Origin of the sequence: Propionibacterium cyclohexanicum (assembly GCF_900111365.1) — a bacterium.
Classification (GTDB): Bacteria; Actinomycetota; Actinomycetes; order Propionibacteriales; family Propionibacteriaceae; genus Propionibacterium; species Propionibacterium cyclohexanicum.
Genome location: NZ_FOGZ01000001.1, coordinates 106,489 through 129,418 on the forward strand (window position 1 = coordinate 106,489; position 22,930 = coordinate 129,418).

Consider the following 22,930-nt stretch of genomic DNA (forward strand, 5'->3'; position numbering starts at 1 on the left):
CGATGCCTGCGATCGATGCCTGCGAGTGGGGTCGTACCCACCTCCGAGTACCCGAGAGGGGAGTCGAACCCCTATGCCCGCAAGGACAGCGCATTTTGAGTGCGCCGCGTCTACCATTCCGCCACTCGGGCTGCGGGGAATATTCTGGCACAACCACGAGCCGTTTCCCAGCTGCCACGGTTCGCAGGAGGCGAGCGGGTTCCCCAGGGCGGTAAACTCCAACCCGCGTGTGGTCATGGGCCCACCGGAGAAGGCAGATGGGAAACAGACATGGTGACAGGGAAGTCCGACAACGTGGGCGCTGCGAAGAAGCTGCGCGTTGTCGTTGCAGAAGATGAGGCGCTGATCCGCCTCGACCTGGTGGAGCTGCTCGGTGACGAGGGCTACGAGGTGGTGGGTCAGGCCGGCGACGGCCAGGCGGCGGTCCAGCTTGCGAAGGAGCTGGAACCCGATGTCGTCGTCCTCGACGTGAAGATGCCTGTCATGGACGGGATCACTGCAGCCGAACAGATCGCCGGGGAACGTCTCGCTGCCGTCGTCATGCTCACCGCCTTCAGTCAGCGCGATCTGGTGGAGCAGGCCCGCGAGGCCGGTGCGATGGCCTATGTCGTGAAGCCCTTCGACGCCTCGGACGTCGTGCCGGCGATCGAGCTCGCCGTGGCCCGCTTCCAGGAGATCGTGGCCCTCGACGACGAGGTGGCCAACCTCGAGGACAGGCTGGCCTCCCGCAAGGTCGTCGACCAGGCGAAGGGCATCCTCCAGGACAGCCTGGGGATGACCGAACCCGAGGCCTTCCGCTGGATTCAGAAGACCGCGATGGATCTTCGCAAGTCGATGCGCGAGGTGGCCGAGGGCGTCGTCGACCACGAGCGAGTGAAGAAGAACTGAGGCCGCCCCGCTCCGCCAAGTCCCGTGATCTGGTAAGCCACCGGGACAGAAGTTCCCCAGCCCAGCAGCTCCCGAGCCACGCGATCTGCAGGCCGCGCGGCAATGCGCGGCTGCCCCGCGCCGGTCTCGCCGGTTCCAGATGACGCGCCGGGCCGCACGCCCTAGGCTCGTGGCGTGAACCAGAACGCGCGGCTGCTGCTCATCGACGGTCATTCCATGGCATTCAGGGCCTTCTTCGCCCTGCCTGCCGAGAGCTTCTCGACCTCCACGGGCCAGCACACCAATGCCGTCTACGGCTTCACCTCGATGCTCATCAATCTGCTGCGCGACGAACAGCCCAGCCATGTCGGAGTCGCCTTCGACGTCGGCCACCGCACCTTCCGGACCGCTTCGTACGAGGACTACAAGGCGACCCGCGCCGCCACGCCACCGGAGTTCGCCGGCCAGATCGCGCTCATCAAGCAGGTCCTCGACGCGATGGGCATCGCTCACACCGAGCTGGAGGACTACGAGGGTGACGACATCCTCGCCAGCTGGTCACGCCAGAGCGACGAGCGAGGATGGCAGGACCTCGTCGTCTCGGGGGATCGTGACAGCTTCCAGCTCGTCGACGAGAACACCACCGTCCTGTATCCCCACCGCGGGGTCTCCGATCTGGCCCGGATGACCCCCCAGGCGATCCAGGACAAGTATGGAGTGCCGCCACAGCGCTATCCCGAAATCGCCGCGCTCGTGGGCGAGACGAGCGACAATCTGCCCGGCGTGCCCGGGGTCGGGCCCAAGACCGCTGCGAAGTGGCTCGGGCAGTACGACGGCCTGGACAATCTGCTGGCCCATGCCGACCAGGTGCGCGGCAAGGCCGGCGAGAGCCTGCGGGAACATCTCGACGATGTGCGGCGAAACCGTCGCCTCAACCGCCTCGTCACCGACCTGCCGCTCGAGCTGGGTGTCGACGACCTGGTGCGCGGTGAGATCGACCGCGAGGCGGTGCACACCCTGTTCGATGCTCTCGAATTCCGCACCCTGCGCGAGCGCCTGTTCGCGACGCTCGCCACCGGCGAGGAGAAGCAGGCCCAGGGCGGTTTCGACCTGACCATCGACGCGCCCGCCCCCGGCGGGTTGAGGGCCTGGCTCGACGCGCACCGCAGCCGGGGCCCGGTGGGCGTGCAACCGCAGGGGCAGTGGGGTTCGGGACGCGGCGACATCACCGCTATGGGGCTCGCCACCCTCGAGGGACCGGCGCTGGGGATCGACCTGGCACAGCTTCGCCCCGACGACGAGCGGGCACTGGCCGACTGGCTGGCCGACGCCACCATCCCCAAGGCCATGCACGACGCGAAGGGGCCGCTGCTGGCGCTGTGGGCCCGCGGCCTCGATCTGGCCGGGCTCGACAGCGACACCGAACTCGCCGCCTATCTGCTGCGCCCCGACCAGCGCAGCTATGGACTGGCCGATCTCACGCTGCGCCATCTGGGTCGCGAGTTGCGCTCCGACGACGGACAGGACGTGCCAGCTCAGCAGACGCTCGACTTCGATGCCGGGCAAGCGAGCTCGGCGACCCAGCTGGTGGTGCAGGCCCGCGCTATCGCCGAGCTGGCCGGGGCGCTCGACGAGGAACTCGACAAGACGGGTCAGCATGAGCTGCTCGAGAAGGTGGAGCTACCCCTCCAGCGGGTTCTGGCAACCATGGAACGCCGCGGGGTGGCGATCGACCTGGCGGTGCTGGAGAGTCTGCGGGCCGAGTTCGACGCGAAGGTCAGCACTGCCGAGCAGCAGGCCTACGAGAGCATCGGCCACCCGATCAATCTCGGCTCTCCCAAGCAGCTCCAGGGGGTCCTGTTCGACGAACTCGCAATGCCCCACACCAAGCGCACGAAGTCGGGCTGGACGACCGATGCGGAGGCGCTGGAAGGCCTGTTCGCCAAGACTGGGCACCCCTTCCTCGAACACCTGCTGGTGCACCGCGACGCCATCAAACTCCGCCAGATCGTCGACACCCTGCTCAAGGCCGTCGCCGACGACGGGCGCATCCACACCACCTATCTGCAGACCGTCGCCGGCACGGGCCGGATCTCCAGCACCGAACCCAATCTGCAGAACATCCCCGTGCGTACCGTGGAGGGCCGGCGGATCCGCGATGCCTTCGTCGTGGGCGAGGGATTCGAGGGTCTCATGAGCGCCGACTACTCCCAGATCGAGATGCGCGTGATGGCGGATGTCTCGGGGGACGAGGCGCTCGTGGCGGCCTTCAACTCCGGTGTCGACTTCCACACCGTAACCGCCTCCCATGTCTTCAAGATCGACCCGGAGCAGGTCAGCGCCGCGCAGCGCTCCGGGGTCAAGCAGATGAACTACGGGCTTGCCTATGGGCTGTCCGCCTACGGACTGTCCACCCGTCTTGGCGTCTCGGTGCCCGACGCGAAAGCCCTCATGGACGAGTACTTCGCCACCTTCGGGGCGGTACGCGACTATCTCAAGGGATTGGTCGAGCAGGCCCGCCGGCAGGGCTACACCGAGACCACCCTGGGACGGCGCCGTTATCTGCCCGATCTCAATTCCACCAACCGGCAGCGCCGCGAGATGGCCGAGCGGATGGCCCTCAATGCACCCATCCAGGGCAGCGCTGCCGACATCATCAAGATCGCCATGATGCGCGTCGAGGACGAGCTGCGCGCTGCCGGATTGAAGAGCCGGATGCTGCTGCAGATCCACGACGAGCTCGTCATCGAGGTCGCCCCGGGCGAGCGCGAGCGTGTCGAGGAGCTGGTGGTGGACCAGATGTCCCATGCCGTGCACCTCAAGGTGCCCCTGGACGTCTCGGTCGGCTATGGGCCCAGCTGGAATGCCGCCGCGCACTGAGCGGGACCGGCTCATCGGCGAGGTGCTGCTTGCCGTGAGCCTGGTGCCGGCGGGTCGGGTGGTCAGCTACAGCGATGTCTCCGAGCTGGTCGGCGCCCACCCGCGGCAGGTGGGCCAGATCATGGCGCACTGGGCCCATGACGTGCCCTGGTGGCGAGTCACCGATGTCCGGAGAGGGCTCGGGCCGGTTTCCGAGGCCCGGCCGCACTGGCGGGCGGAGGGCATCGGTATCGCCGCTGACGGCTCGCGCTGCCGGTTCGCCGACCATCATGCCGAGCTGGCGCAGTGGGCGGATGCCTTCGACCGGGCCCATGGCGAGCTCCCCCGATCGTGACCGCGCGGCCCTCGGATCAGGCCGAGCGCACCAGATCGGCGTAGTAGAGCGCGCGTGCCTTCGGCTCTCCGCCGGTCAGCGGATAGTCGGCGCACACCACGAGCACGAGCTGGGGGGCGCCGGTCTGGCTGTAGAGCACATCGGAACGCGGATCGTAGTCCTGCACCAAGACCTTCAGTGCATGGCTGAACCGGTAGCAGACGGTGTGCCCCGTGCCGTCGCTGATCCGGATGATGTCGCCCTCGTGCAGGAGACCATTGTTCAATTCGTTGCCCAGCGCCCCGCCGTAGCGGAAGGTGTGCGCCGTGAGAATCACGTGCCCGGTCGCCGAGCCCACTGCGGGCCCCTGGTCGTACCACGCGACCGTGTGGCTGTCATTGCCCGGCGGGGTGGCGGGGGAGCCATCGGCTGCCAGGCCGAGCTGGAGCATCGGCATGGCCGGAGTGCGCCCGTCGATGGTGATCCTCGAACCGACGAGCGGATGAGGATCGGCTTCGCAACCGGCCGCAGAACTCAGCTGCGCCGCTGCCTGGGGCGCAGCAGGGGAGGCGCCCGGGGTGTAGAGCGGGAGCTGCTTCTCGTAGCTGCTCGGCAGCATCGCGTGAACCTGCCAGGCAACGAATCCCAGCGCAGCAATGAGGATGAGCGTCGCCACGGCACGCACAAATCTGCGCAACGGTCTTCCTCTCCGCACCAGACGTGATCGGGCAGGGCCATTCTGCCGGTTTCGGTTCAGCCGGTTTCGGTCGAGCCGGCTTCGGCCGAGGTGGCCGGGTCCAGCCTAACCCGAGTCGGGAACCGTGCCCGGAGCGCTTGCCCAGCCCGATGCGCAAAGTCTAGTATTGGATGGCATTGTGCTCGTCACATCGGACGGAGTATGTGGCGTCGACGGTGGCTTCGTGCTGCCCGGGCCGGCACTGTGCGCCACCATACAACTCGTCCAACATCGGAGCCCTAACTACATGACCTCCTCCATTGAGGCCTCCAACAAGGTCGCAATCGACGACATCGGAACCCCGGAAGCCTTCGAGGCTGCGGTCGATTCCACCATCAAGTACTTCAACGACGGTGACATTGTTGCCGGAACCGTCGTCAAGGTCGATCGCGACGAGGTCCTCCTCGACATCGGCTACAAGACGGAAGGCGTCATTCCGTCCAAGGAATTGTCCATCAAGCACGATGTCGATCCCTTCGACGTCGTGAAGGTCGGGGACGAGATCGAGGCTCTCGTTCAGCAGAAAGAGGACAAGGAAGGCCGGCTCATCCTCTCCAAGAAGCGCGCTCAGTACGAGCGCGCCTGGGGCGCGATCGAGAAGGTCAAGGAAGAGGACGGTGTCGTCACCGGTACTGTCATCGAGGTGGTCAAGGGCGGTTTGATCGTCGACATCGGCCTGCGCGGCTTCCTGCCGGCGTCCCTGGTCGAGATGCGCCGAGTGCGCGACCTGCAGCCCTATGTGGGCCAGGAACTCGAAGCCAAGATCATCGAGCTCGACAAGAACCGCAACAATGTCGTGCTCTCGCGGCGTGCCTGGCTGGAGCAGACCCAGTCCGAGACCCGGCACAACTTCCTGCAGCAACTGCAGAAGGGCCAGATCCGCAAGGGCGTCGTCTCGTCCATCGTCAACTTCGGCGCCTTCGTCGATCTCGGCGGCGTCGACGGCCTGGTGCACGTCTCCGAGCTGTCCTGGAAGCACATCGACCATCCGAGCGAAGTCGTCGAGGTCGGTCAGCCGGTCACCGTCGAGGTGCTCGACGTCGAGATGGATCGCGAGCGTGTCTCGCTGTCCCTCAAGGCCACTCAGGAAGATCCCTGGCAGGTCTTCGCCCGCACCCACCAGATCGGTGAGATTGTGCCCGGCAAGGTCACCAAGCTCGTTCCCTTCGGCGCCTTCGTCCGCGTCGAGGAGGGTATCGAGGGCCTGGTGCACGTCTCCGAGCTGGCCGAGCGCCACGTGGAGATCCCCGAGCAGGTCGTGAGCGTCAACGACGAGGTCATGGTCAAGATCATCGACATCGACCTGGAACGCCGCCGGATCAGCCTCTCGCTGAAGCAGGCCAACGAGGGCATCGATGTGGCCGCCGAGGACTTCGATCCCTCGCTGTACGGCATGACAGCCAACTACGACGAGAACGGCAACTACATCTACCCCGAGGGCTTCGATCCGGAGACCAACGAGTGGAAGCCGGGCTACGAGGAGCAGCAGGCTGCCTGGGAGGCCCAGTACGCCGAGGCCCAGACCCGCTGGCTCGCGCTGAAGAAGCAGGCCTCCGAGGCCGAGCAGGCAGATCAGCAGGCCGCGGTCGAGCCGACCGCCAGCTACTCTGCCGCCCCCGAGGAGCCCACCTCGGGCTCGCTGGCCTCCGACGAGGCGCTTCAGGCCCTGCGCGACCGGCTGTCCGGAAGTCACTGAGCCGCGAGCTGAGCGCATGCAGTGAAGGGCCCCGGGCGTATTCGTCCGGGGCCCTTCGTTCCTGGGCATCGGCCTGCTGATATTTTCACCCACATCGATCCACGTCCGCGCCGAGCCAGGAGGCCCGCAGTGTTGCACACCCAGTTCGTTCCGATCCTCGAGCGGGACGACGACCCGATGGATCTCATCGGCGACGGTGAGGTGGAGAAATATCCGGCAGATCTGTTTCCGAGCCGCGCTCTCCTCGCCTTCCTGGGCGAGGCCGTCGGTGACTACGCCCACCGGCGCAAGCTGCCGGTCATCGACACCTTGGACTTCGTGGGCAATATCTATCCGGTGTACCGCGACTGTGATGAGGCCGGCGATTTCGCCCTGACGATGATGCCGGTCGGCGCGCCGGCAGCCGTCATGGTCACCGACTTCCTGTTCCGCCACGGAGTGGCCAAGGCGATCGCTGTGGGCTCGTGCGGAGCCCTGCAGGATCTACCGGCCGGGGAGCTCCTGGTGCCGGCCAAGGCATTGCGCGACGAGGGCACCAGCTACCACTATCTCAAGGCATCGCGCTGGCTGGATCTCGACGCGCAGCTGCGCGAGCATCTGGTGAGCGCCGTGACCAGAGCCGGCTACCGGGCCACGAGCGCCCCGGTGTGGACCAATGACGCCTTCTATCGCGAGACCTTGGCCATGATCCGCCACCGGCGTGCCGAGGGCTGCGCGATCGTCGACATGGAGTGCTCCGCGATGGCGGCCTGCGCCGCGCTGCGCGGTGCGCAGTTCGCCCAGCTCTTCTATACCGCCGACAGCCTCGCGGACCCCGCCGGTCACGACGTCCGCGATTGGGGACGCGGGTCGCGGGGCATGGCACTCGATCTCGCCCTGTCGGCGATGTCCACGATTCCTGCCTGAGCGATGCCGGCGTTGCGGGTCGGTCTCACCGGGGGCATCGCCTGCGGCAAGAGCCTGGTGGCGGGCATGTTGCGCGCTCACGGCGCCGTCGTCATCGACAACGATGTGCTGGCCCGGCAGGTGGTCGAGCCCGGCACGCCCGGCCTGGCAGCGCTCGTGCGGCGCTTCGGGAGAGCTGTCCTCGCCGCGGATGGCAGTCTGGATCGGCACCGCCTCGCTGCGATCGTCTTCGAGGATGCGTCGGCGCTCGAGGAGCTCAACGCCATCGTGCATCCGCTGGTGCGCCGGGCTGCCGCCGAGGCCGAGGCCCGGATGCCCGAGGATGCGGTGGTGGTCCACGACATCCCACTGCTCATCGAATCGGGTCAGGCCGGCGACTTCGACCTGCTGGTCGTGGTCGACGTGCCCGAAGAGCTGCAGCTGAGGCGACTCGTCGAACGTGAGGGGCTCGACGAAGCCGGCGCCCGCGCCCGGATCGAGTCCCAGGTCGGCCGGCCGATCCGCCTCGCGGCTGCCGATGTGGTCATCGACAACGCGGGAACCAGACAGCACACCCGCGATCAGGTCGATGCCCTGTGGCACAGCCTGGTTCGCCGTTCCTCCCGCACCTGAGCACTCGGCCACCCGCCGGCCTGATCGGGCGATCCCCATGCGGCAGCCGGCCGCGCCGATTGTGTCGGTGGCACCGCATAGGCTCACGATATGCGTCCCGTCGAATCCATCCAGCGGACAGTCGCGCCGTTCACGATGCAGGCCGACTTCCAGCCCTCCGGGGATCAGCCGCGCGCCATCGACGATATCGAGAAGCGCATCAAGGCAGGCGAGCAGGATGTCGTGCTGCTGGGCGCCACCGGAACCGGCAAGACCGCCACCGTCGGCTGGCTGGCGGAGCGCCTTCAGCGCCCGATGCTCGTCATGCAGCCGAACAAGACGCTGGCCGCGCAGTTCGCCACCGAGCTGCGGGGCTTCTTCCCCGACAACGCCATCGAGTACTTCGTCAGCTACTACGACTATTACCAGCCCGAGGCCTACATCCCGCAGACCGATACCTACATCGAGAAGGACTCCAGCCTCAACGAGGAGGTCGAGAGACTGCGCCACAGTGCCACGAACTCGCTGCTCACCCGGCGCGATGTCATCGTCGTCGCCACCGTCAGCGCCATCTACGGGCTGGGCACCCCCCAGGAATATGTGGACCGGATGGTCACCCTCACAGTGGGAGATGAGTGGCAGCGCAACGAACTGCTGCGCAGGCTCGTCGAGATGCAGTATGTGCGCAACGACATCGCCGCGACCCGCGGCACCTTCAGGGTGCGCGGGGACACCCTGGAGATCTTCCCGATGTACGAGGAGAACGCGCTGCGAGTGGAGTTCTTCGGCGACGAGATCGAGGCGCTCACGACGCTGCATCCCATCAGCGGCGAGATTCTCTCCCAGGACGAGCAGGTCCACGTCTTCCCCGCCTCGCACTATGTGGCCGGACCCGAGCGCATGGAGCGGGCGATTGCCGAGATCGAGGAGGAGCTGAGCGAGCGGCTGGGCGAACTCGAGAAGGACAACAAGCTGCTGGAGGCCCAGCGGCTGCGGATGCGCACCAACTACGACATCGAGATGATGCGCCAGATCGGCACCTGCGCCGGTATCGAGAACTACTCGCGCCACATCGACGGGCGCGGTCCCGGCACCCCGCCGAACTGCCTGCTCGATTACTTCCCCGAGGACTTCGTGCTGGTCATCGACGAGTCGCATGTCACCGTGCCGCAGATCGGCGGCATGTACGAGGGCGACATGAGCCGCAAGCGCACCCTCGTCGAACACGGCTTCCGCCTTCCCAGCGCCATGGACAACAGGCCCTTGCGCTTCGAGGAGTTCACCGAGCGGATCGGCCAGACCATCTACCTGTCCGCCACTCCCGGGCCCTACGAACTGGCGCGAGCCAACGGCGTGGTCGAGCAGATCATTCGCCCGACCGGACTCGTCGACCCGGAGGTCATCGTCAAGCCCACGCACGGTCAGATCGACGATCTGCTGGGTGAGATCCATGCGCGCACCGAGCGCCATGAGCGGGTGCTCGTCACCACACTGACCAAGAAGATGGCTGAGGATCTCACCGAATACCTGATGGAGAAGGGCGTACGGACCCGCTATCTGCACAGCGAGGTCGACACCCTGCGTCGCGTGGAGCTGCTCCGCGAGCTCCGGATGGGCGAATACGACGTCCTGGTGGGCATCAACCTGCTGCGCGAGGGCCTCGACCTGCCCGAGGTCAGCCTGGTCGCCATTCTCGATGCCGACAAGGAAGGCTTCCTGCGCTCGGACCGTTCGCTCATCCAGACCATCGGGCGTGCTGCGCGCAATGTCTCGGGCCAGGTCCACATGTACGCCGACACCATCACGGCCTCGATGGCCAAGGCGATCGACGAGACGAACCGGCGCCGTCAGATCCAGATCGACTACAACCGCGAGCACGGTGTCGACCCTCAGCCGCTGCGCAAGAAGATCGCCGACATCACCGACATGCTGGCCCGCGAGGACGCCGACACCGCTGCGCTGATGGCCGCCTCGGCGCCGGACGGGCATCGCGTCACAGCCGTCCCGGCTTCTGGCGACCGTGTCGCAAAGAACCTGCCGGCCACCGAGCTGGCGGGACTCATCCAGGATCTCACCGATCAGATGCATGGTGCCGCCGCTGAGTTGCACTTCGAGCTGGCCGCACGTCTGCGCGACGAGATCTCCGATCTCAAGAAGGAGCTGCGGGGCATGGTCGAGGCCGCCCGCTGAGTCGTGTCGTGGGGCAGCCGGTGCAGCACTTCCTCCGGCAGTGACACAATGAGCACCCTTGGGGGGAGTACTCCGCACTCGCAGTCGTCGTCACGACGGTCACGATCGGTGATCCGGCGCTGCGCTCCGGCCGTTGTGCGCCGGAGGGAAGAGACCTCAGCTGCCTGTGGGGAGATGTCTTGCAGATCACACCGTTCGTCTGGATCGTCACTATCGTCGTCATGCTGGCGGTGCTCATCGCCGATGCCGTGCTACTGGCCCGTCGGCCCCATGTGCCGGGGATCCGCGAGTGCCTCGTGTTCGTCGCCCTGTATGTCGCGGCCGCCATTGCCTTCGGCCTCGGGCTGCACATCATCTCCGGGCCAGGTCCAGCGGGGGAGTTCTTCGCCGGCTGGCTCACCGAGTACAGCCTCTCGCTGGACAATCTGTTCATCTTCCTCATCATCATGACGAAGCTGAAGGTTCCCCGACGCAGCCAGCAGTTCGCGCTGCTCGTCGGCATCATGCTGGCGCTGGTCTTCCGAGGCATCTTCATCGGGCTTGGCGCAGCGCTCATCGCACGGCTCGAGTGGATCTTCTTCGTCTTCGGGGCCTGGCTCATCTACACCGCCGTCAATCTGGTGCGCGACCACCTGCGCGGCAGTTCCGAGGAGGAAGTGGACGAGGCGGTCGGCGGTCCGGTGATGCGCTGGATCCAGCGCGCCGTACCGAGCACCGGAGATTTTCGCGAGGACAGGATTTTCGTGCGCAGCAATGGGAAACTGCTCGCCACATCGCTGTTCTTCGTCGTCGTTGCGCTGGGCACCACCGACGTGATGTTCGCGCTGGACTCGATTCCGGCCATCTACGGGCTCACCCAGGAGCCCTACATCGTCTTCACCGCCAATGTCTTCGCCCTCATGGGACTGCGCCAGCTGTACTTCCTTCTCGGGGACCTGCTCAACCGGCTGGTCTACCTGCCGCTCGGCCTGTCCGTATTGCTCACCTTCATCGGTCTCAAGCTCATTGCGCACGCCGGGCACCACTACGGCTGGGACCACCATCTGGGCTTCGACCTCGACATCTCCACCGGCATCTCGCTGCTGGTGATCGTGGTCATCCTCGTCTCGACCACGCTCGCCAGCGTCATCAAGATGCGGGCGGATGCGCGGCGTGAGCGCCCAGTGGCCTGAACGGCCTCGCGGTGCTCACCAGTGGGCCGGTGGTTCGGGGTGCTCACCAGTGGGCCGGTGGTTCGGGGTGCTCACCAGCCCCGCCGACGCCACTGCTCCAGGCTCGGGCGTTCGGCCCCGAGCGTGGTGGCAGCGCCGTGTCCGGGTGCGACCACCGTATCGTCGGGGAAACGGTCGAACAATGTGGTGGTGACCCCTGCGAACAGGCTGGCGAACTGCTGTGGCCCGGCCGTCTTCCCGAGCCCTCCGGGGAACAGCGAGTCCCCGGTGAACAAGGTGGTAGGGGTGCCCGGCGCCACGAGGGCGATCGACCCCGGCGTATGGCCCACCAAGCCGATCACCTCGAGCTGTGCTGCGCCAATCCCGATATGGTCACCGGTCCACACCGGCTCGCAGCGAACCCCGGTGCGCCCTTCGATCGAGCCGGCGTCGGGAGCTCCGCACAGCGCCCGCGCGCCGGTGCGCGCCACGATCTGGGCCAGCGCGCCGATGTGGTCCTCGTGGCGGTGCGTGGTGACGACCCAGTCCAGCTCCCGGCCCGCCAGCCACCGAAGCAGCCGCTGGGGCTCGGCGGCGGCGTCGATGAGGCCGAGGTGCCCTGCACCGTCATCCAGCAGATAGGCATTGTTGTCCATGGGGCCGACGCTCAGGCACGAGTAGTGGACTGTCATGCCCGCCAGCCCTCCGGCAGCCGGGGCAGGCGCCGGGCCGCGGTGTCCCCGGGAGGCATGCGGCCGGTGAGCCAGCCGAGCAGCAAGGAATCGGTTCCGCCGACCGGCACCGGACGGCCGGGAGGACCGAGCCTGATGTGGAATCCCGAGGTCGATTCGATCTGCATCGCCGGTATCCCGGGCGCGTCGCCGATCCAATAGCAGGTCCACTCCAGGACCCACCGGGCGATGTCGTCGTCGATGTCCTGGATGGTGAACCCGGTGTCCAGGTCGATGTGGTGCAGGACGACCTCGCGTAGCCTCGCGAGCGGCAGCAGGTCGGCGCGCAACAGCCGGGTGGGGGTCAGCTCGACCAGTTCTGCGCCACCGCTGCTCTCCAGGGCGTCCAGACCGCGATGCAGTCGCCCGGCCGAGGTGTCCAGATCGATCTGGAGGTCGAGCCCCGAGCGTTCGGAGCCGCGTTCGATGTCATACATCTGCTCGCTCTGTGAGACATACATTGGGGAGGTGACGCCCCGGTAGCGGCCGTCGAGGATCCGCGACAGCGCATCGGCGTTCCGGGCCAGATGACTGGCGACGTGAGCCCGTGTCCACCCCGGAAGCAGGCTGGGCTGCTGCCAGGCCGCCTCGTCGATCGCGATGGTGTCGCCGAGCAGCCGCTGGGTGGCCTCGAGCTTGCGGCGGCGCACTTCGCGGAGATCACCGGCGCCCGGCAGACGCACTTGGTCGTCGACGTCCGGCACGGCGATCACCCCCAGTTCCGCAGGCCAGTCGACCACGCGGCCGACTCATGTGTCCACCCGCTTGACCGTACCCTGAGGTCGGACGTCGCGCAGCACTCGGATGCGCAGATCTGTCACAGGCGCTCTCTACCATGGTGTGCGTGAGTGACCATCTGGTGATCCGCGGGGCCCGCGAGCACAATCTGCGCAATGTGGGTCTCGACATCCCGCGCAACAAGCTGGTGGTGTTCACCGGGCTGTCCGGATCGGGGAAGTCGTCGCTGGCTTTCGACACCATCTTCGCCGAGGGACAGCGCCGCTATGTCGAGTCGCTCAGCGCCTATGCCCGCCAGTTCCTCGGCCAGATGGACAAGCCACAGGTCGATTTCATCGAGGGCCTGTCGCCGGCGGTGTCCATCGACCAGAAGTCGACCAGCCGCAATCCGCGCTCCACGGTGGGCACGATTACCGAGGTCTACGACTACCTCCGGTTGCTCTACGCCCGGATCGGGCATCCGCACTGCCCGGTGTGCGGCGCATCCATCAGCCGCCAGACGCCCCAGCAGATCGTGGACCGGCTCATGAATCTGCCGCAAGGCACCCGATTCCAGGTGCTCGCCCCGGTGGTGCGCGGCCGCAAGGGCGAGTACACCGAACTGTTCCGTCAGCTGGTCTCCGACGGCTATGCCCGGGTGCGGGTCGATGGCGATGTCACCCCGCTCGGTGAGGTGCCTGCCCTCGACAAGCAGCGCAAGCACGACATCGACGTTGTCGTCGACCGGGTCGTCGTCAAGGACAACGCCAAGCAGCGCATCACCGACTCCGTCGAGACCGCCCTGGGCCTGGCCAAGGGAGTGATGGTCGTCGACTTCGTCGACCGCGATCCGCAATCGGCCGATCGTGCCCGCAGCTTCAGCGAATCAATGGCCTGCCCCAACGGACATGACATCGCGATCGATGAGCTCGAGCCGCGCCAGTTCAGCTTCAACTCGCCGTGGGGGGCCTGTCCCGCCTGTACGGGTCTGGGCACCCAGCTCGAGGTCGACCCCACCCTCATCGTCCCCGACGAGGGTCTCAGCCTCTCCCAGGGTGCCATCGCCCCATGGTCCACCCCAGCCGTGAAGAGCCACTACGACCGTGTCTTCGAGGCACTGTCCCAGACCGAGGGCTTCGATGTCGACGCTGCCTGGCGCGATCTGCCCGGCCACGTCCAGGCGTTCATCCTCCATGGCTACGACAACCCGGTCTACGTGCACTTCCGCAATCGTTTCGGGCGCACCCGCACCTACACCCAGCGCTATGAAGGGGTATTGCCCTATGTCCGGCGCCGCTACGACGAGGCCGAGACGGATTCGGCACGCGATCGCTGGGGTGCCTATCTGCGCGAGATCCCCTGCTCCACCTGTAAGGGCGCACGACTCAAGCCCGCCTCCCTCGCCGTGACGCTCGGCGGACGCAATATCGCCGAGATCTGCGAGCTGTCCATCCGCGAGAACCTCACCATGCTCGACCGGCTGGACCTCACCGAGCGGGAGAAGCAGATCGCCGAGCGGGTGATCAAGGAGATCCGCGAACGGCTGCGCTTCCTGCTCGACGTCGGTCTGGACTACCTCACGCTCTCGCGCCCGGCGGGAACCCTGTCGGGCGGCGAGGCACAGCGCATCCGGCTGGCCACCCAGATCGGCTCCGGGCTCACCGGGGTGCTCTATGTGCTCGACGAGCCGAGCATCGGCCTGCACCAGCGGGACAATCGGCGTCTCATCGAGACCTTGCAGCGGCTGCGCGATCTGGGCAATACGCTCATCGTCGTCGAGCACGACGAGGACACCATCAGGGCAGCCGACTGGATCGTCGACATCGGGCCAGGAGCGGGAGAGCATGGCGGGAAGGTGGTCGTCTGCGGCACCCTGGCCGATCTGCTCGCCAGTCGCGAGTCGATCACCGGGGCCTATCTCACCGGGCGGCGGAGCATCGAGGTGCCCACCGAGCGTCACACCCCGAACGGCAAGGCCATCACCGTTCACGGGGCGCAGCAGAACAACCTGCGCAAGATCGATGTGCGTTTCCCGCTCGGACAGTTCATCGCCGTCACCGGCGTCTCGGGCTCGGGCAAGTCCACCCTGGTCAACCAGATCCTCTATACGGCATTGGCCCGGCGCATCTACGGAGCCAAGGCAGTGCCCGGCAAGCACCGCTCCATCACCGGTGCCGAACACATCGACAAAGTCATCCACGTCGATCAGTCACCGATCGGGCGCACCCCACGATCCAATCCGGCTACCTACACCGGCGTCTTCGACAAGGTCAGGGCGCTGTTCGCCCAGACACCCGAGGCGAAGGTGCGCGGCTACCAGCCAGGGCGGTTCAGCTTCAACATCAAGGGCGGACGCTGCGAGAACTGCTATGGCGACGGCACCATCCGCATCGAGATGAACTTCCTGCCCGATGTCTACGTGCCGTGCGAGGTCTGCCATGGCGCTCGCTACAACCGCGAGACCCTCGACGTGCACTACAAGGGCAAGAACATCGCCGAGGTCCTCGACATGCCTATCGAGGAAGCCGCCGAGTTCTTCTCCTCGATCCCGGCCATCCACCGTCATCTCAAGACATTGGTCGAGGTGGGACTCGGCTATGTCCGGCTCGGCCAGCCGGCCACGACCCTGTCCGGTGGCGAGGCGCAGAGGGTGAAACTGGCCAGCGAGCTGCAGAAGCGGTCCACCGGACGCACCCTCTATGTGCTCGACGAGCCCACCACTGGCCTGCACTTCGAGGACATCCGCAAGCTGCTCATCGTCCTGGGCCGACTGGTCGACGCCGGCAACACGGTGGTCGTCATCGAGCACAACCTCGATGTCATCAAGACGGCGGATTGGGTCATCGACATGGGCCCGGAGGGCGGGTCGGGCGGCGGCACGGTGGTGGCCGAGGGCACACCCGAGCAGGTGGCGGCCGAACCCGGCTCCTACACCGGGCACTACCTCGCCGAAGTGCTGAGCCGCACGGACGGGCAGGCCCGCCAGCCCGAGGGGGCCGGCGAACTGGGCGGCGTGCCCGAGCAGGTGGATGTCGCCTGATCCACCGGCCCGGGCCTCGCCCGCCCGGCACGCGGTGCTGCTCGGCGAGCCGCCCGCCTCACACCCCGCCCTCACACCACCGTGTCGTTGTCCAGCCGGTAGAGCCGGCTGACGCGTTGGCTGCCGTCGGGGCGCAGCATCTGCTCGACGCACTTGTGGGTGAACTCGGCGCCGAGCCCGATGATCGCCTTGTTCGCGCGGCGATCCATGTCGTCAGCGCGCATGACGATTCCGGAGCAGCCGTTCTCGCGTGCCACGTCCACCATGACTCGCTTGACCCGTCTATTGACGCCGGTACCCCAGGTCTGCGGCACCATATAGGTGGCTCCGATCTCGACATCCTCGCCGGCGCGGAAATGACTCGTCGTACCGATCACCTCGTCACCCATGAACACCACCCAGGCAATGCGCTCCCGGCCACCGGGGCGTTTCCCCATCCGGTGAGTCAGTTCCTCCGAATCGGCCGCCGGTCCTTTGGGGGCGAATTCGAAGATCGCCGGATCCTGAAGGGCATTCCACAGCGGCGCCGCGTGGCGGCCCGGATCCCAGCGCTCCAGGCGCAGATCGCCGGCAGTCAGGCATGACTGCGGAAATGGCCAGCGCAGCATCGTGATCAACTCCTTGACGTGAGCTCGTGGCATGGTCCGGGCCGGCGCCCGGGGCGTCGGAGCCCCGATCCAGCATCCCTCCACCGTAGCGCGGACGATGGTGGGCGACCTGCGAGGGCACCTATGCTCGGCGCATGGCCGACCCGTCACGTTACCGTCCGGCGCCGGGTTCGATTCCCACCGATCCGGGCGTGTACCGCTTCTCCGACAGCCATCACCAGGTGATCTACGTCGGCAAGGCGAAGAACCTGCGCAACCGGCTCAACAGCTACTTCCAAGACATCGCGGCGCTGCACCCGCGGACCCAGACGATGGTGCGCACTGCCGCCCATGTGGAGTGGACCGTGGTGCAGAACGAGCTGGAGTCGCTCCAGCTCGAGTACACCTGGATCAAGCAGTACGACCCCCGGTTCAACATCAAGTACCGCGATGACAAGACCTATCCGTGGTTGTGCGTGACCTGGAGCGAGGAGGTGCCAAGGGTCTTCGTCGGGCGTGGTGCCAAGCACAAGGGCTGGCGATACTACGGCCCGTTCAGCGAGGCGTGGGCGATCCGCGAGACGCTCGACCAGCTGCTCCACGTCTTCCCGATGCGTTCCTGCACACCCGGGGTCTACCGCCGGGCGCAGAGCACCGGACGGCCCTGCCTGCTCGCCTACATCGGGATGTGCTCCGCGCCATGCGTAGGGTGGATCAGTCCCGAGGACCATCGCGAGATCGTCGCGGACCTGTGCAGCTTCATGGAGGGTCACTCGGGTCGGCTGGAGCGAAAGCTCACCGCTCAGATGAAGGCGGCCTCGCAGAGGCAAGACTACGAGCAGGCGGCGAAGCTGCGCGATGCCCTCAAGGCCCTCGCCAAGGCCACCGAGCGCAATGCCATCGTGCTGCCCGACGGCACCAACGCCGATGTCATCGCGATAGCCGTCGATCCTCTCGAGGTGGCCGTCCAGGTCTTCCATGTGCGCAGCGGACGGGTGCACGGGGAGCGCAGCTGGGTCGCCGATCGTGCCGATGACGCCGACGAGGGCGACCTCGTCGAATCGTTCATCCTGCAGCTCTATTCGGACGCCACTGTGCCGCGCGAGGTCATCGTGCCGGCCGAACCGTCCTCGGGTGCGGTGCTCACCGAGCTCTTGGCCGAGCAGCGTGGGGCTGCAGTGAACATCCACGTGCCCCGGCGGGGCGACAAGCGGGTGCTGTTGGACACCGTGGCACGCAATGCCGCCCAGGCCCTGTCCCGGCACAAGGCGAAACGCGCGTCCGACCTCGGTACGCGCAACAAGGCGATGGAGGAACTCCAAGAGGCCCTTGACCTGCCCGAGGCGCCGCTGCGGATAGAGGGATACGACATCAGCCATCTGCAGGGGACCGAGGTGGTGGGCTCCATGGTCGTCTTCGAGGATGGCCTCGCCCGCAAGAGCGAGTACCGCCGCTTTGTCATCAAGAGCTTCGAGGGCTCGGACGACCTGCGGGCCATGGACGAGGTGCTGAGCCGCCGCTTCGCCCGCCTCATCGAGGATCGTCGGGCGATGGAGACCGCGCAGGACGGCGCACCGGTCCTCATCGACCCCGAGACCGGGCGTCCGCTCAAGTTTGCCTACACCCCCTCGCTCGTCGTCATCGACGGCGGTCCGCTGCAGGTGGGCGCCGCAGCTCGAGCGGTGGCGGAGCTGGGACTCACCGAGATACGCATCGTGGGCCTTGCGAAGCGCCTCGAGGAGGTCTGGCTGCCCGGCGAGGACAACCCGATCATCCTGCCCCGCAACTCCGAGGGGCTCTACCTCCTCCAGCGGGTGCGCGACGAATCCCACCGCTTCGCCATCACGCACCACCGCGAGCGCCGTTCCAAGGCGATGGTCGAGTCCGTGCTCGACTCCGTCCCAGGGCTGGGCCAGGTGCGGCGCAAGACCCTGCTGGCGCACTTCGGCTCGCTGCGCACGCTGCGCCGGGCCAGCGTCGAGGAGATCGCTGCGCTGCCCGGCATCGGTCCCGCCACTGCTGCCGCGGTCGTCGCAGCCTTGGAGAAGGACCGGCCGACAACTGCGGTCAACGCGACCACCGGCGAGATCATCGCGGATCCGCCGCGCCCCGAGGACGGGCGATAATGGCATGGTGAGCGCAACGCCAGCACCGGCCCGTCATCTGCCGAGGCAGCCCCGCACCGTGATCATCACCGGACTGTCCGGCGCCGGGCGGCGAACCTGCGCACATGCCATGGAGGATCTCGGCTGGTTCGTGGTGGACAATCTCCCGCCCAGCCTGCTTCCCCAGCTCATCACGACCGCCAGCACCTCGGGTCTCAACCGGCTGGCAGTGGGCCTCGATGTGCGCAGCCGCGACATGTTCGAGCAGCTTCCAGTGGTTTTCGCACAGCTCGACGCCCAAGGCGTCACGCCCGAGATCCTCTTCCTGGAGGCCAGCGACGAGGCGATCGTGCGCCGCCAGGAGTCCAGCCGCCGCCCGCTACCCCTCCAGGGTGACGGACGCCTGCTCGACGGCATCGTCAAGGAACGCCGGATGCTGTCCGATCTGCGGGCCAGCGCGGACATGGTGATCGACAGCTCACGTCTCAACGTGCACCAACTGTCGAGCCGGATCGCCCACATCTACGGTGGCTCGGACGCCGAGACCCTGCGCGTGCAGGTGATGAGCTTCGGGTACAAGAACGGACTGCCGATGGACGCCGACATGGTCTTCGACGTCCGCTTCCTGCCGAACCCGCACTGGGTTCCCGAGTTGCGTCCGCAGACCGGGCTGTCGAAGGCGGTGAGCGAGTACGTGCTCTCCCGCCCTGGGGCCCAGGCCTTCCTCGACTCCTTCGAGGCGCTGTTCGCCGTCGTCGAACCCGGCTATCTGCGCGAGGGCAAGCGCCAGGTGACCATCGCGATCGGCTGCACCGGGGGCAAGCACCGGTCCACGGCAATCAGCGAGGCCGCCGCCGCCCGGCTGCGCGAACGCGGCTGGCAGGTCAGCGTCCTGCATCGGGATCTGGGGCTGGAATGAGCGCACTGGCCGAGCTACCGGTCGTTGTTGCACTGGGTGGCGGCCACGGCCTGGCGGCCTCCCTCACCGCCTTGCGCCGGCTCACCGACCATCTCACGGCGGTCGTCACGGTCGCCGACGACGGCGGGAGCTCGGGGCGGTTGCGCCAAGAACTCGGTGGACTGCCGCCAGGTGACCTGCGGATGGCGCTGGCGGCGCTGTGCGCCGACACGCGCCGGGGCAGGCAGTGGGCGAGCGTCCTTCAGGGCCGTCTGCATTCCCGCGGCCCGCTCGACGGGCACGCCGTCGGCAATCTCCTCATCGAGGGCATCTGGCAGGAGACGGGCGATCCGGTGGCCGGCTTGGAACTCGTGGCGCAGCTGGTTCGCGCCACCGGCCGGGTGCTGCCGATGTCGACCATTCCGCTGTGCATCGAGGCCGATGTGGTCGGGACCGATTCACAGGCGCCCGATGAGGTGCAGGTCGTGGAGGGTCAGCACGCCGTGGCCACCACCTCCGGCCTCGTCCAGGCCGTCCGCCTCGTGCCTGCCGCGCCGCCGGCCTGCCAGGAGGCCGTCAAGGCCGTCGAGCGCGCCGATCACATCGTGCTAGGGCCCGGCTCCTGGTTCACCTCGGTGCTGCCGCATCTTCTGGTGCCCGACCTGGCCCGCGCCATCGTCGAGAGCTCGGCGCGTCGCATCCTCACCCTCAATGTCGCCTCCGGGCACGAGACGGCCGGCTTCTCACCGTCTCGCCACCTGGAGGTCCTTGCCGAGCACGCCCCGGATCTGCGGCTGGACACCGTCATCGCCGACGAACTGTTCGCAGCGGGCGACCGGCAGCTGGAGGGCTGCTGCGCGGCCCTCGGCGCCGAACTGGTGGTGGCCGATGTGGCGATGCACGACCACACGGCCCGCCACGACCCCTTGCGTCTCGCCTCGGTCTACCGCGACATCATGATGGCCTGAGCCGCGTTGAACACCCGTGCACTGGGTAGGAGGGACTCCGGACTGCGCGGCAGGCAAGGACGCGCGCCCGGCCGCCGGTCGACCGCGCCGCAATGCAGCAGGGTTCGCCGGGGGCCACTCCGGCGAGGATCACTACGGGAGGATCACTACGGTGGGTGGACGCCTCGGCCGGCCGGCGGGGCGGACAGGGTCAATTCGACAGGGCGGAGCATCGGTCATGGCACTGACACAACAGGCGAAGGCCGAGCTGGCCACCGTGGCCGTGGCAGCGCCCCAGGCCCGCCGCGCGGAGATCGCCTCGATGCTTCGTTTCGCCAGCGGCATCCACCTGGTCAGCGGGCACATCGTCATCGAGGCCGAGCTCGACACCGGCCATGCCGCCAGGCGGTTGCGCACAGCCATCTCGGAGATGTTCGGATTCGACGCCGATGTGGTGGTGGTGAGCTCCGCCGGCCTGCGCAAGGGGACCCGCTATGTCGTCCGGCTGGTACGCGAGGGCGAGGACCTGGCCCGGCTCACCGGTCTGGTCGACGCGCATCGCCATCCTGTGCGCGGATTGCCGGCCCAGGTGATCGGCGGGGGCCTCGCCGAGCAGGTGGCAGCCTGGCGTGGCGCCTTCCTGGCGCGTGGCTCGCTGACCGAGCCAGGTCGCTCGACGGCTCTCGAGGTGAGTTGCCCGAGCTCCGAGGCGGCACTGGCGCTGGTCGGTGCCGCCCGCCGGATCGGCGTGCCGGCCAAGGCCCGCGAGGTACGCCAGCTCGACCGGGTGGTGGTGCGCGACGGCGATGCCATCTCGGCACTGCTGGCCCGGATGGGTGCCCATGACGCGGTGCTCGCGTGGGAGGAGCGGCGCGTTCGCCGCGAGGTGCGGGCCAGCGCGAACCGGCTCGCCAACTTCGACGACGCGAACCTGCGACGCTCGGTACGGGCCGCCGTGGCCGCGAGCAGCCGGGTTGAGCGGGCGCTGGAGATCCTCGGCGAGGCCACCCCTGAGCACCTGCGCACCGCCGGCCAGCTGCGCCTGGCGCATCGCCAGGCCAGTCTGGAGGAGCTTGGCCAGCTCCACGATCCGCCCCTGACCAAGGACGCGGTGGCCGGGCGCATCAGGCGGCTCCTCGCGCTGGCGGACCGTGCGGCCAAGGAGCGCGGTCTGCCCGCTACCGACTCGGCTCTGAGGACCGACAAGTCCGAGGGCCGCTGAGCCGGCAAGAGGGTCGCTGAGCCGGCGGATTCGGCTGTGACCACATGACGTGATGCCTATTGCGAGCCGCTGCGGGCCCGGCGGGTCCACCCCTGCCCGGCCCACGCTGCCCGGCATTCCACGAGAGCACCCAGGCAGCTCTCGCGCAGGCATGGCAGTCCGCTAGGATCGAGTTGTTCATCGTGCTCGACACGGGACCAGAGATCGTCTGCGTGCCGGACATATCAGACATGTCGAAGGAGATCGACTTCATGACCGTTAAGGTTGGAATCAACGGCTTCGGCCGAATCGGCCGTAACTTTTTCCGCGCTGCAGTTGAGCAGAAGGCCGACCTCGATGTCGTGGCCGTCAATGACCTGACCGACACCAAGACCCTGGCCCATCTCCTCAAGTACGACTCGATCCTGGGCCGTTTCCCCGGTGAGGTCAGCTACGATGACAACTCCGTCATCGTCGACGGCAAGCCGATCAAGGTGCTCGCCCAGCGCAACCCGGGCGACCTGCCGTGGAAGGATCTCGGCGTTGAGGTCGTCGTCGAGTCCACCGGCCTGTTCACCGATGGCGAGAAGGCCAAGGCACACATCGCCGCCGGCGCCAAGAAGGTCGTCATTTCCGCTCCCGGAAAGAACGTCGACGGCACCTTCGTGCTCGGTGTCAACGACCAGGACTACGATCCGGCCAAGCACAACATCATCAGCAACGCCTCCTGCACCACGAACTGCCTGGCCCCGCTGGCCAAGGTCCTGCAGGACTCGTTCGGCATCGAGCGTGGCATCATGACCACGATCCACGCCTACACCGGTGACCAGCGTCTGCAGGATGCCCCCCACAAGGACCTGCGTCGCGCCCGCGCCGCCGCCCTCAACATGATCCCGACGAAGACCGGTGCGGCCCAGGCCGTGGCCTTGGTTATCCCCGAGCTCAAGGGCAAGTTCGACGGCCTGGCCGTGCGCGTCCCGGTACCCACCGGCTCGCTGACCGACCTGACCTTCATCCCGAGCCGCGAGGTCACCGTCGACGAGGTCAAGGCCGCCGTCAAGGCCGCTGCCGAGGGCCCGCTCAAGGGCATCCTCGCCTACACCGAGGACCCGATCGTCTCGACCGACATCCAGGGCGATTCGCACTCCAGCATCTTCGACGCCACCGAGACCAAGGTCATCGGCAACCTCGTCAAGGTGCTGTCCTGGTACGACAACGAGTGGGGCTACTCGAACCGCCTCGTCGACCTTACCGAGCTCGTTGCGGACAAGCTCTGATCGACCCGCGTGATCGCGTGACCAAGGGCGTGCTGGCTGCTGCTGGCGCGCCCTTGGCTGCGTTTCAAGCCAATTCAATGTCATTTTGAGGAGTACG

The 22,930-nt window shown here is 67.2% G+C and carries 18 protein-coding genes and 1 tRNA gene; 14 read left to right on the forward strand and 5 right to left on the reverse strand.

Going from position 1 to position 22,930, the window contains the following annotated elements; all coding sequences use genetic code 11:
* Window positions 1-48: 48 nt before the first annotated feature.
* Window positions 49-131, reverse strand: a tRNA-Leu gene (locus BMX93_RS00485).
* Window positions 132-270: 139 nt separating this feature from the next.
* Here BMX93_RS00485 and BMX93_RS00490 point away from each other — a divergent pair.
* The 3 genes from BMX93_RS00490 to BMX93_RS00500 all read left to right on the forward strand — a co-directional run bounded on the left by BMX93_RS00490 (window position 271) and on the right by BMX93_RS00500 (window position 4,081).
* The gene (locus BMX93_RS00490) at window positions 271-888 is read left to right on the forward strand and encodes an ANTAR domain-containing response regulator (protein ID WP_091966564.1); all 618 of its coding nucleotides are present in this window, start codon (window positions 271-273) and stop codon (window positions 886-888) included.
* Window positions 889-1,062: 174 nt separating this feature from the next.
* The gene (polA, locus tag BMX93_RS00495; protein WP_091966565.1) at window positions 1,063-3,747 is read left to right on the forward strand and encodes a DNA polymerase I; all 2,685 of its coding nucleotides are present in this window, start codon (window positions 1,063-1,065) and stop codon (window positions 3,745-3,747) included.
* Window positions 3,731-4,081 carry an MGMT family protein gene (locus BMX93_RS00500; protein ID WP_177170000.1) on the forward strand — a complete coding sequence of 117 codons (351 nt, stop codon included), beginning with the start codon at window positions 3,731-3,733 and terminating at the stop codon, window positions 4,079-4,081. Before polA ends, BMX93_RS00500 begins: the two co-directional genes overlap by 17 nt.
* 16 nt (window positions 4,082-4,097) lie before the next feature.
* Here BMX93_RS00500 and BMX93_RS00505 read toward each other — a convergent pair whose 3' ends face one another.
* Window positions 4,098-4,757, reverse strand: a complete 660-nt coding sequence (locus BMX93_RS00505; RefSeq protein WP_143052763.1) for a class F sortase — start codon at window positions 4,755-4,757, stop codon at window positions 4,098-4,100.
* A 286-nt stretch (window positions 4,758-5,043) separates the two neighbouring features.
* Between BMX93_RS00505 and rpsA the strand changes: the two genes are divergently transcribed.
* The 5 genes from rpsA (at window position 5,044) to BMX93_RS00530 (ending at window position 11,351) form a co-directional block, all read left to right on the forward strand.
* Entirely contained in the window at window positions 5,044-6,492 is a 1,449-nt protein-coding gene (gene rpsA, locus BMX93_RS00510) for a 30S ribosomal protein S1 (protein ID WP_091966571.1), read from the forward strand.
* 129 nt (window positions 6,493-6,621) lie between these two features.
* Entirely contained in the window at window positions 6,622-7,398 is a 777-nt protein-coding gene (locus tag BMX93_RS00515) for a nucleoside phosphorylase (protein WP_091966573.1), read from the forward strand.
* A 3-nt stretch (window positions 7,399-7,401) separates the two neighbouring features.
* The gene (gene coaE, locus BMX93_RS00520) at window positions 7,402-8,010 is read left to right on the forward strand and encodes a dephospho-CoA kinase (protein ID WP_091966575.1); all 609 of its coding nucleotides are present in this window, start codon (window positions 7,402-7,404) and stop codon (window positions 8,008-8,010) included.
* 135 nt (window positions 8,011-8,145) lie between these two features.
* Window positions 8,146-10,179, forward strand: a complete 2,034-nt coding sequence (gene uvrB / locus BMX93_RS00525) for an excinuclease ABC subunit UvrB (protein WP_425438724.1) — start codon at window positions 8,146-8,148, stop codon at window positions 10,177-10,179.
* A 179-nt stretch (window positions 10,180-10,358) separates the two neighbouring features.
* A complete protein-coding gene (locus tag BMX93_RS00530) occupies window positions 10,359-11,351 on the forward strand; it encodes a TerC/Alx family metal homeostasis membrane protein (protein WP_091966579.1) in 993 nt (330 codons plus the stop codon).
* Window positions 11,352-11,422: 71 nt separating this feature from the next.
* Here BMX93_RS00530 and BMX93_RS00535 read toward each other — a convergent pair whose 3' ends face one another.
* A complete protein-coding gene (locus BMX93_RS00535; RefSeq protein ID WP_091966581.1) occupies window positions 11,423-12,022 on the reverse strand; it encodes an MBL fold metallo-hydrolase in 600 nt (199 codons plus the stop codon).
* Window positions 12,019-12,801: a maleylpyruvate isomerase family mycothiol-dependent enzyme gene (locus BMX93_RS00540; RefSeq protein ID WP_245725641.1), complete on the reverse strand. Its 783-nt coding sequence runs from the start codon at window positions 12,799-12,801 to the stop codon at window positions 12,019-12,021. Before BMX93_RS00540 ends, BMX93_RS00535 begins: the two co-directional genes overlap by 4 nt.
* 95 nt (window positions 12,802-12,896) lie before the next feature.
* Between BMX93_RS00540 and uvrA the strand changes: the two genes are divergently transcribed.
* Window positions 12,897-15,818, forward strand: coding sequence for an excinuclease ABC subunit UvrA (gene uvrA / locus BMX93_RS00545; RefSeq protein ID WP_091966583.1), 2,922 nt, complete (start codon window positions 12,897-12,899; stop codon window positions 15,816-15,818).
* Between the two features lie 71 nt (window positions 15,819-15,889).
* On the opposite strand, the gene BMX93_RS00550 is transcribed toward uvrA, so the two are convergent.
* On the reverse strand, window positions 15,890-16,426 hold the full coding sequence (locus BMX93_RS00550; RefSeq protein WP_177170001.1) for a GNAT family N-acetyltransferase: 537 nt from the start codon (window positions 16,424-16,426) through the stop codon (window positions 15,890-15,892).
* 134 nt (window positions 16,427-16,560) lie between these two features.
* On the opposite strand from BMX93_RS00550, the gene uvrC reads away from it, so the two are divergent.
* The 5 genes from uvrC to gap all read left to right on the forward strand — a co-directional run bounded on the left by uvrC (window position 16,561) and on the right by gap (window position 22,833).
* Window positions 16,561-18,531 (forward strand): excinuclease ABC subunit UvrC, encoded by a 1,971-nt coding sequence (gene uvrC / locus BMX93_RS00555; protein WP_091966587.1) that lies wholly within the window; start codon window positions 16,561-16,563, stop codon window positions 18,529-18,531.
* A 4-nt stretch (window positions 18,532-18,535) separates the two neighbouring features.
* Window positions 18,536-19,429 (forward strand): RNase adapter RapZ, encoded by an 894-nt coding sequence (rapZ, locus tag BMX93_RS00560; protein ID WP_091966589.1) that lies wholly within the window; start codon window positions 18,536-18,538, stop codon window positions 19,427-19,429.
* Window positions 19,426-20,376 carry a gluconeogenesis factor YvcK family protein gene (locus BMX93_RS00565; RefSeq protein ID WP_091966591.1) on the forward strand — a complete coding sequence of 317 codons (951 nt, stop codon included), beginning with the start codon at window positions 19,426-19,428 and terminating at the stop codon, window positions 20,374-20,376. Before rapZ ends, BMX93_RS00565 begins: the two co-directional genes overlap by 4 nt.
* Window positions 20,377-20,593: 217 nt before the next feature.
* Window positions 20,594-21,577: a DNA-binding protein WhiA gene (gene whiA / locus BMX93_RS00570; RefSeq protein ID WP_091966593.1), complete on the forward strand. Its 984-nt coding sequence runs from the start codon at window positions 20,594-20,596 to the stop codon at window positions 21,575-21,577.
* 251 nt (window positions 21,578-21,828) lie between these two features.
* On the forward strand, window positions 21,829-22,833 hold the full coding sequence (gap, locus tag BMX93_RS00575; protein ID WP_091966853.1) for a type I glyceraldehyde-3-phosphate dehydrogenase: 1,005 nt from the start codon (window positions 21,829-21,831) through the stop codon (window positions 22,831-22,833).
* Window positions 22,834-22,930: the final 97 nt, after the last annotated feature.

Excerpts from the sequence above, each read along its gene's own strand:
- uvrA (WP_091966583.1), top strand. The coding sequence starts at position 12,897 with ATGGTGTGCGTGAGTGACCATCTGGTGATCCGCGGGGCCCGCGAGCAC.
- rpsA (WP_091966571.1), top strand. The coding sequence starts at position 5,044 with ATGACCTCCTCCATTGAGGCCTCCAACAAGGTCGCAATCGACGACATC.
- gap (WP_091966853.1), top strand. The coding sequence starts at position 21,829 with ATGACCGTTAAGGTTGGAATCAACGGCTTCGGCCGAATCGGCCGTAAC.
- BMX93_RS00490 (WP_091966564.1), top strand. The coding sequence starts at position 271 with ATGGTGACAGGGAAGTCCGACAACGTGGGCGCTGCGAAGAAGCTGCGC.
- BMX93_RS00535 (WP_091966581.1), bottom strand. The coding sequence starts at position 12,022 with ATGACAGTCCACTACTCGTGCCTGAGCGTCGGCCCCATGGACAACAAT.
- BMX93_RS00565 (WP_091966591.1), top strand. The coding sequence starts at position 19,426 with ATGAGCGCACTGGCCGAGCTACCGGTCGTTGTTGCACTGGGTGGCGGC.
- BMX93_RS00550 (WP_177170001.1), bottom strand. The coding sequence starts at position 16,426 with ATGCTGCGCTGGCCATTTCCGCAGTCATGCCTGACTGCCGGCGATCTG.
- coaE (WP_091966575.1), top strand. The coding sequence starts at position 7,402 with ATGCCGGCGTTGCGGGTCGGTCTCACCGGGGGCATCGCCTGCGGCAAG.
- BMX93_RS00500 (WP_177170000.1), top strand. The coding sequence starts at position 3,731 with ATGCCGCCGCGCACTGAGCGGGACCGGCTCATCGGCGAGGTGCTGCTT.
- uvrB (WP_425438724.1), top strand. The coding sequence starts at position 8,146 with ATGCAGGCCGACTTCCAGCCCTCCGGGGATCAGCCGCGCGCCATCGAC.
- whiA (WP_091966593.1), top strand. The coding sequence starts at position 20,594 with ATGGCACTGACACAACAGGCGAAGGCCGAGCTGGCCACCGTGGCCGTG.
- rapZ (WP_091966589.1), top strand. The coding sequence starts at position 18,536 with ATGGTGAGCGCAACGCCAGCACCGGCCCGTCATCTGCCGAGGCAGCCC.
- uvrC (WP_091966587.1), top strand. The coding sequence starts at position 16,561 with ATGGCCGACCCGTCACGTTACCGTCCGGCGCCGGGTTCGATTCCCACC.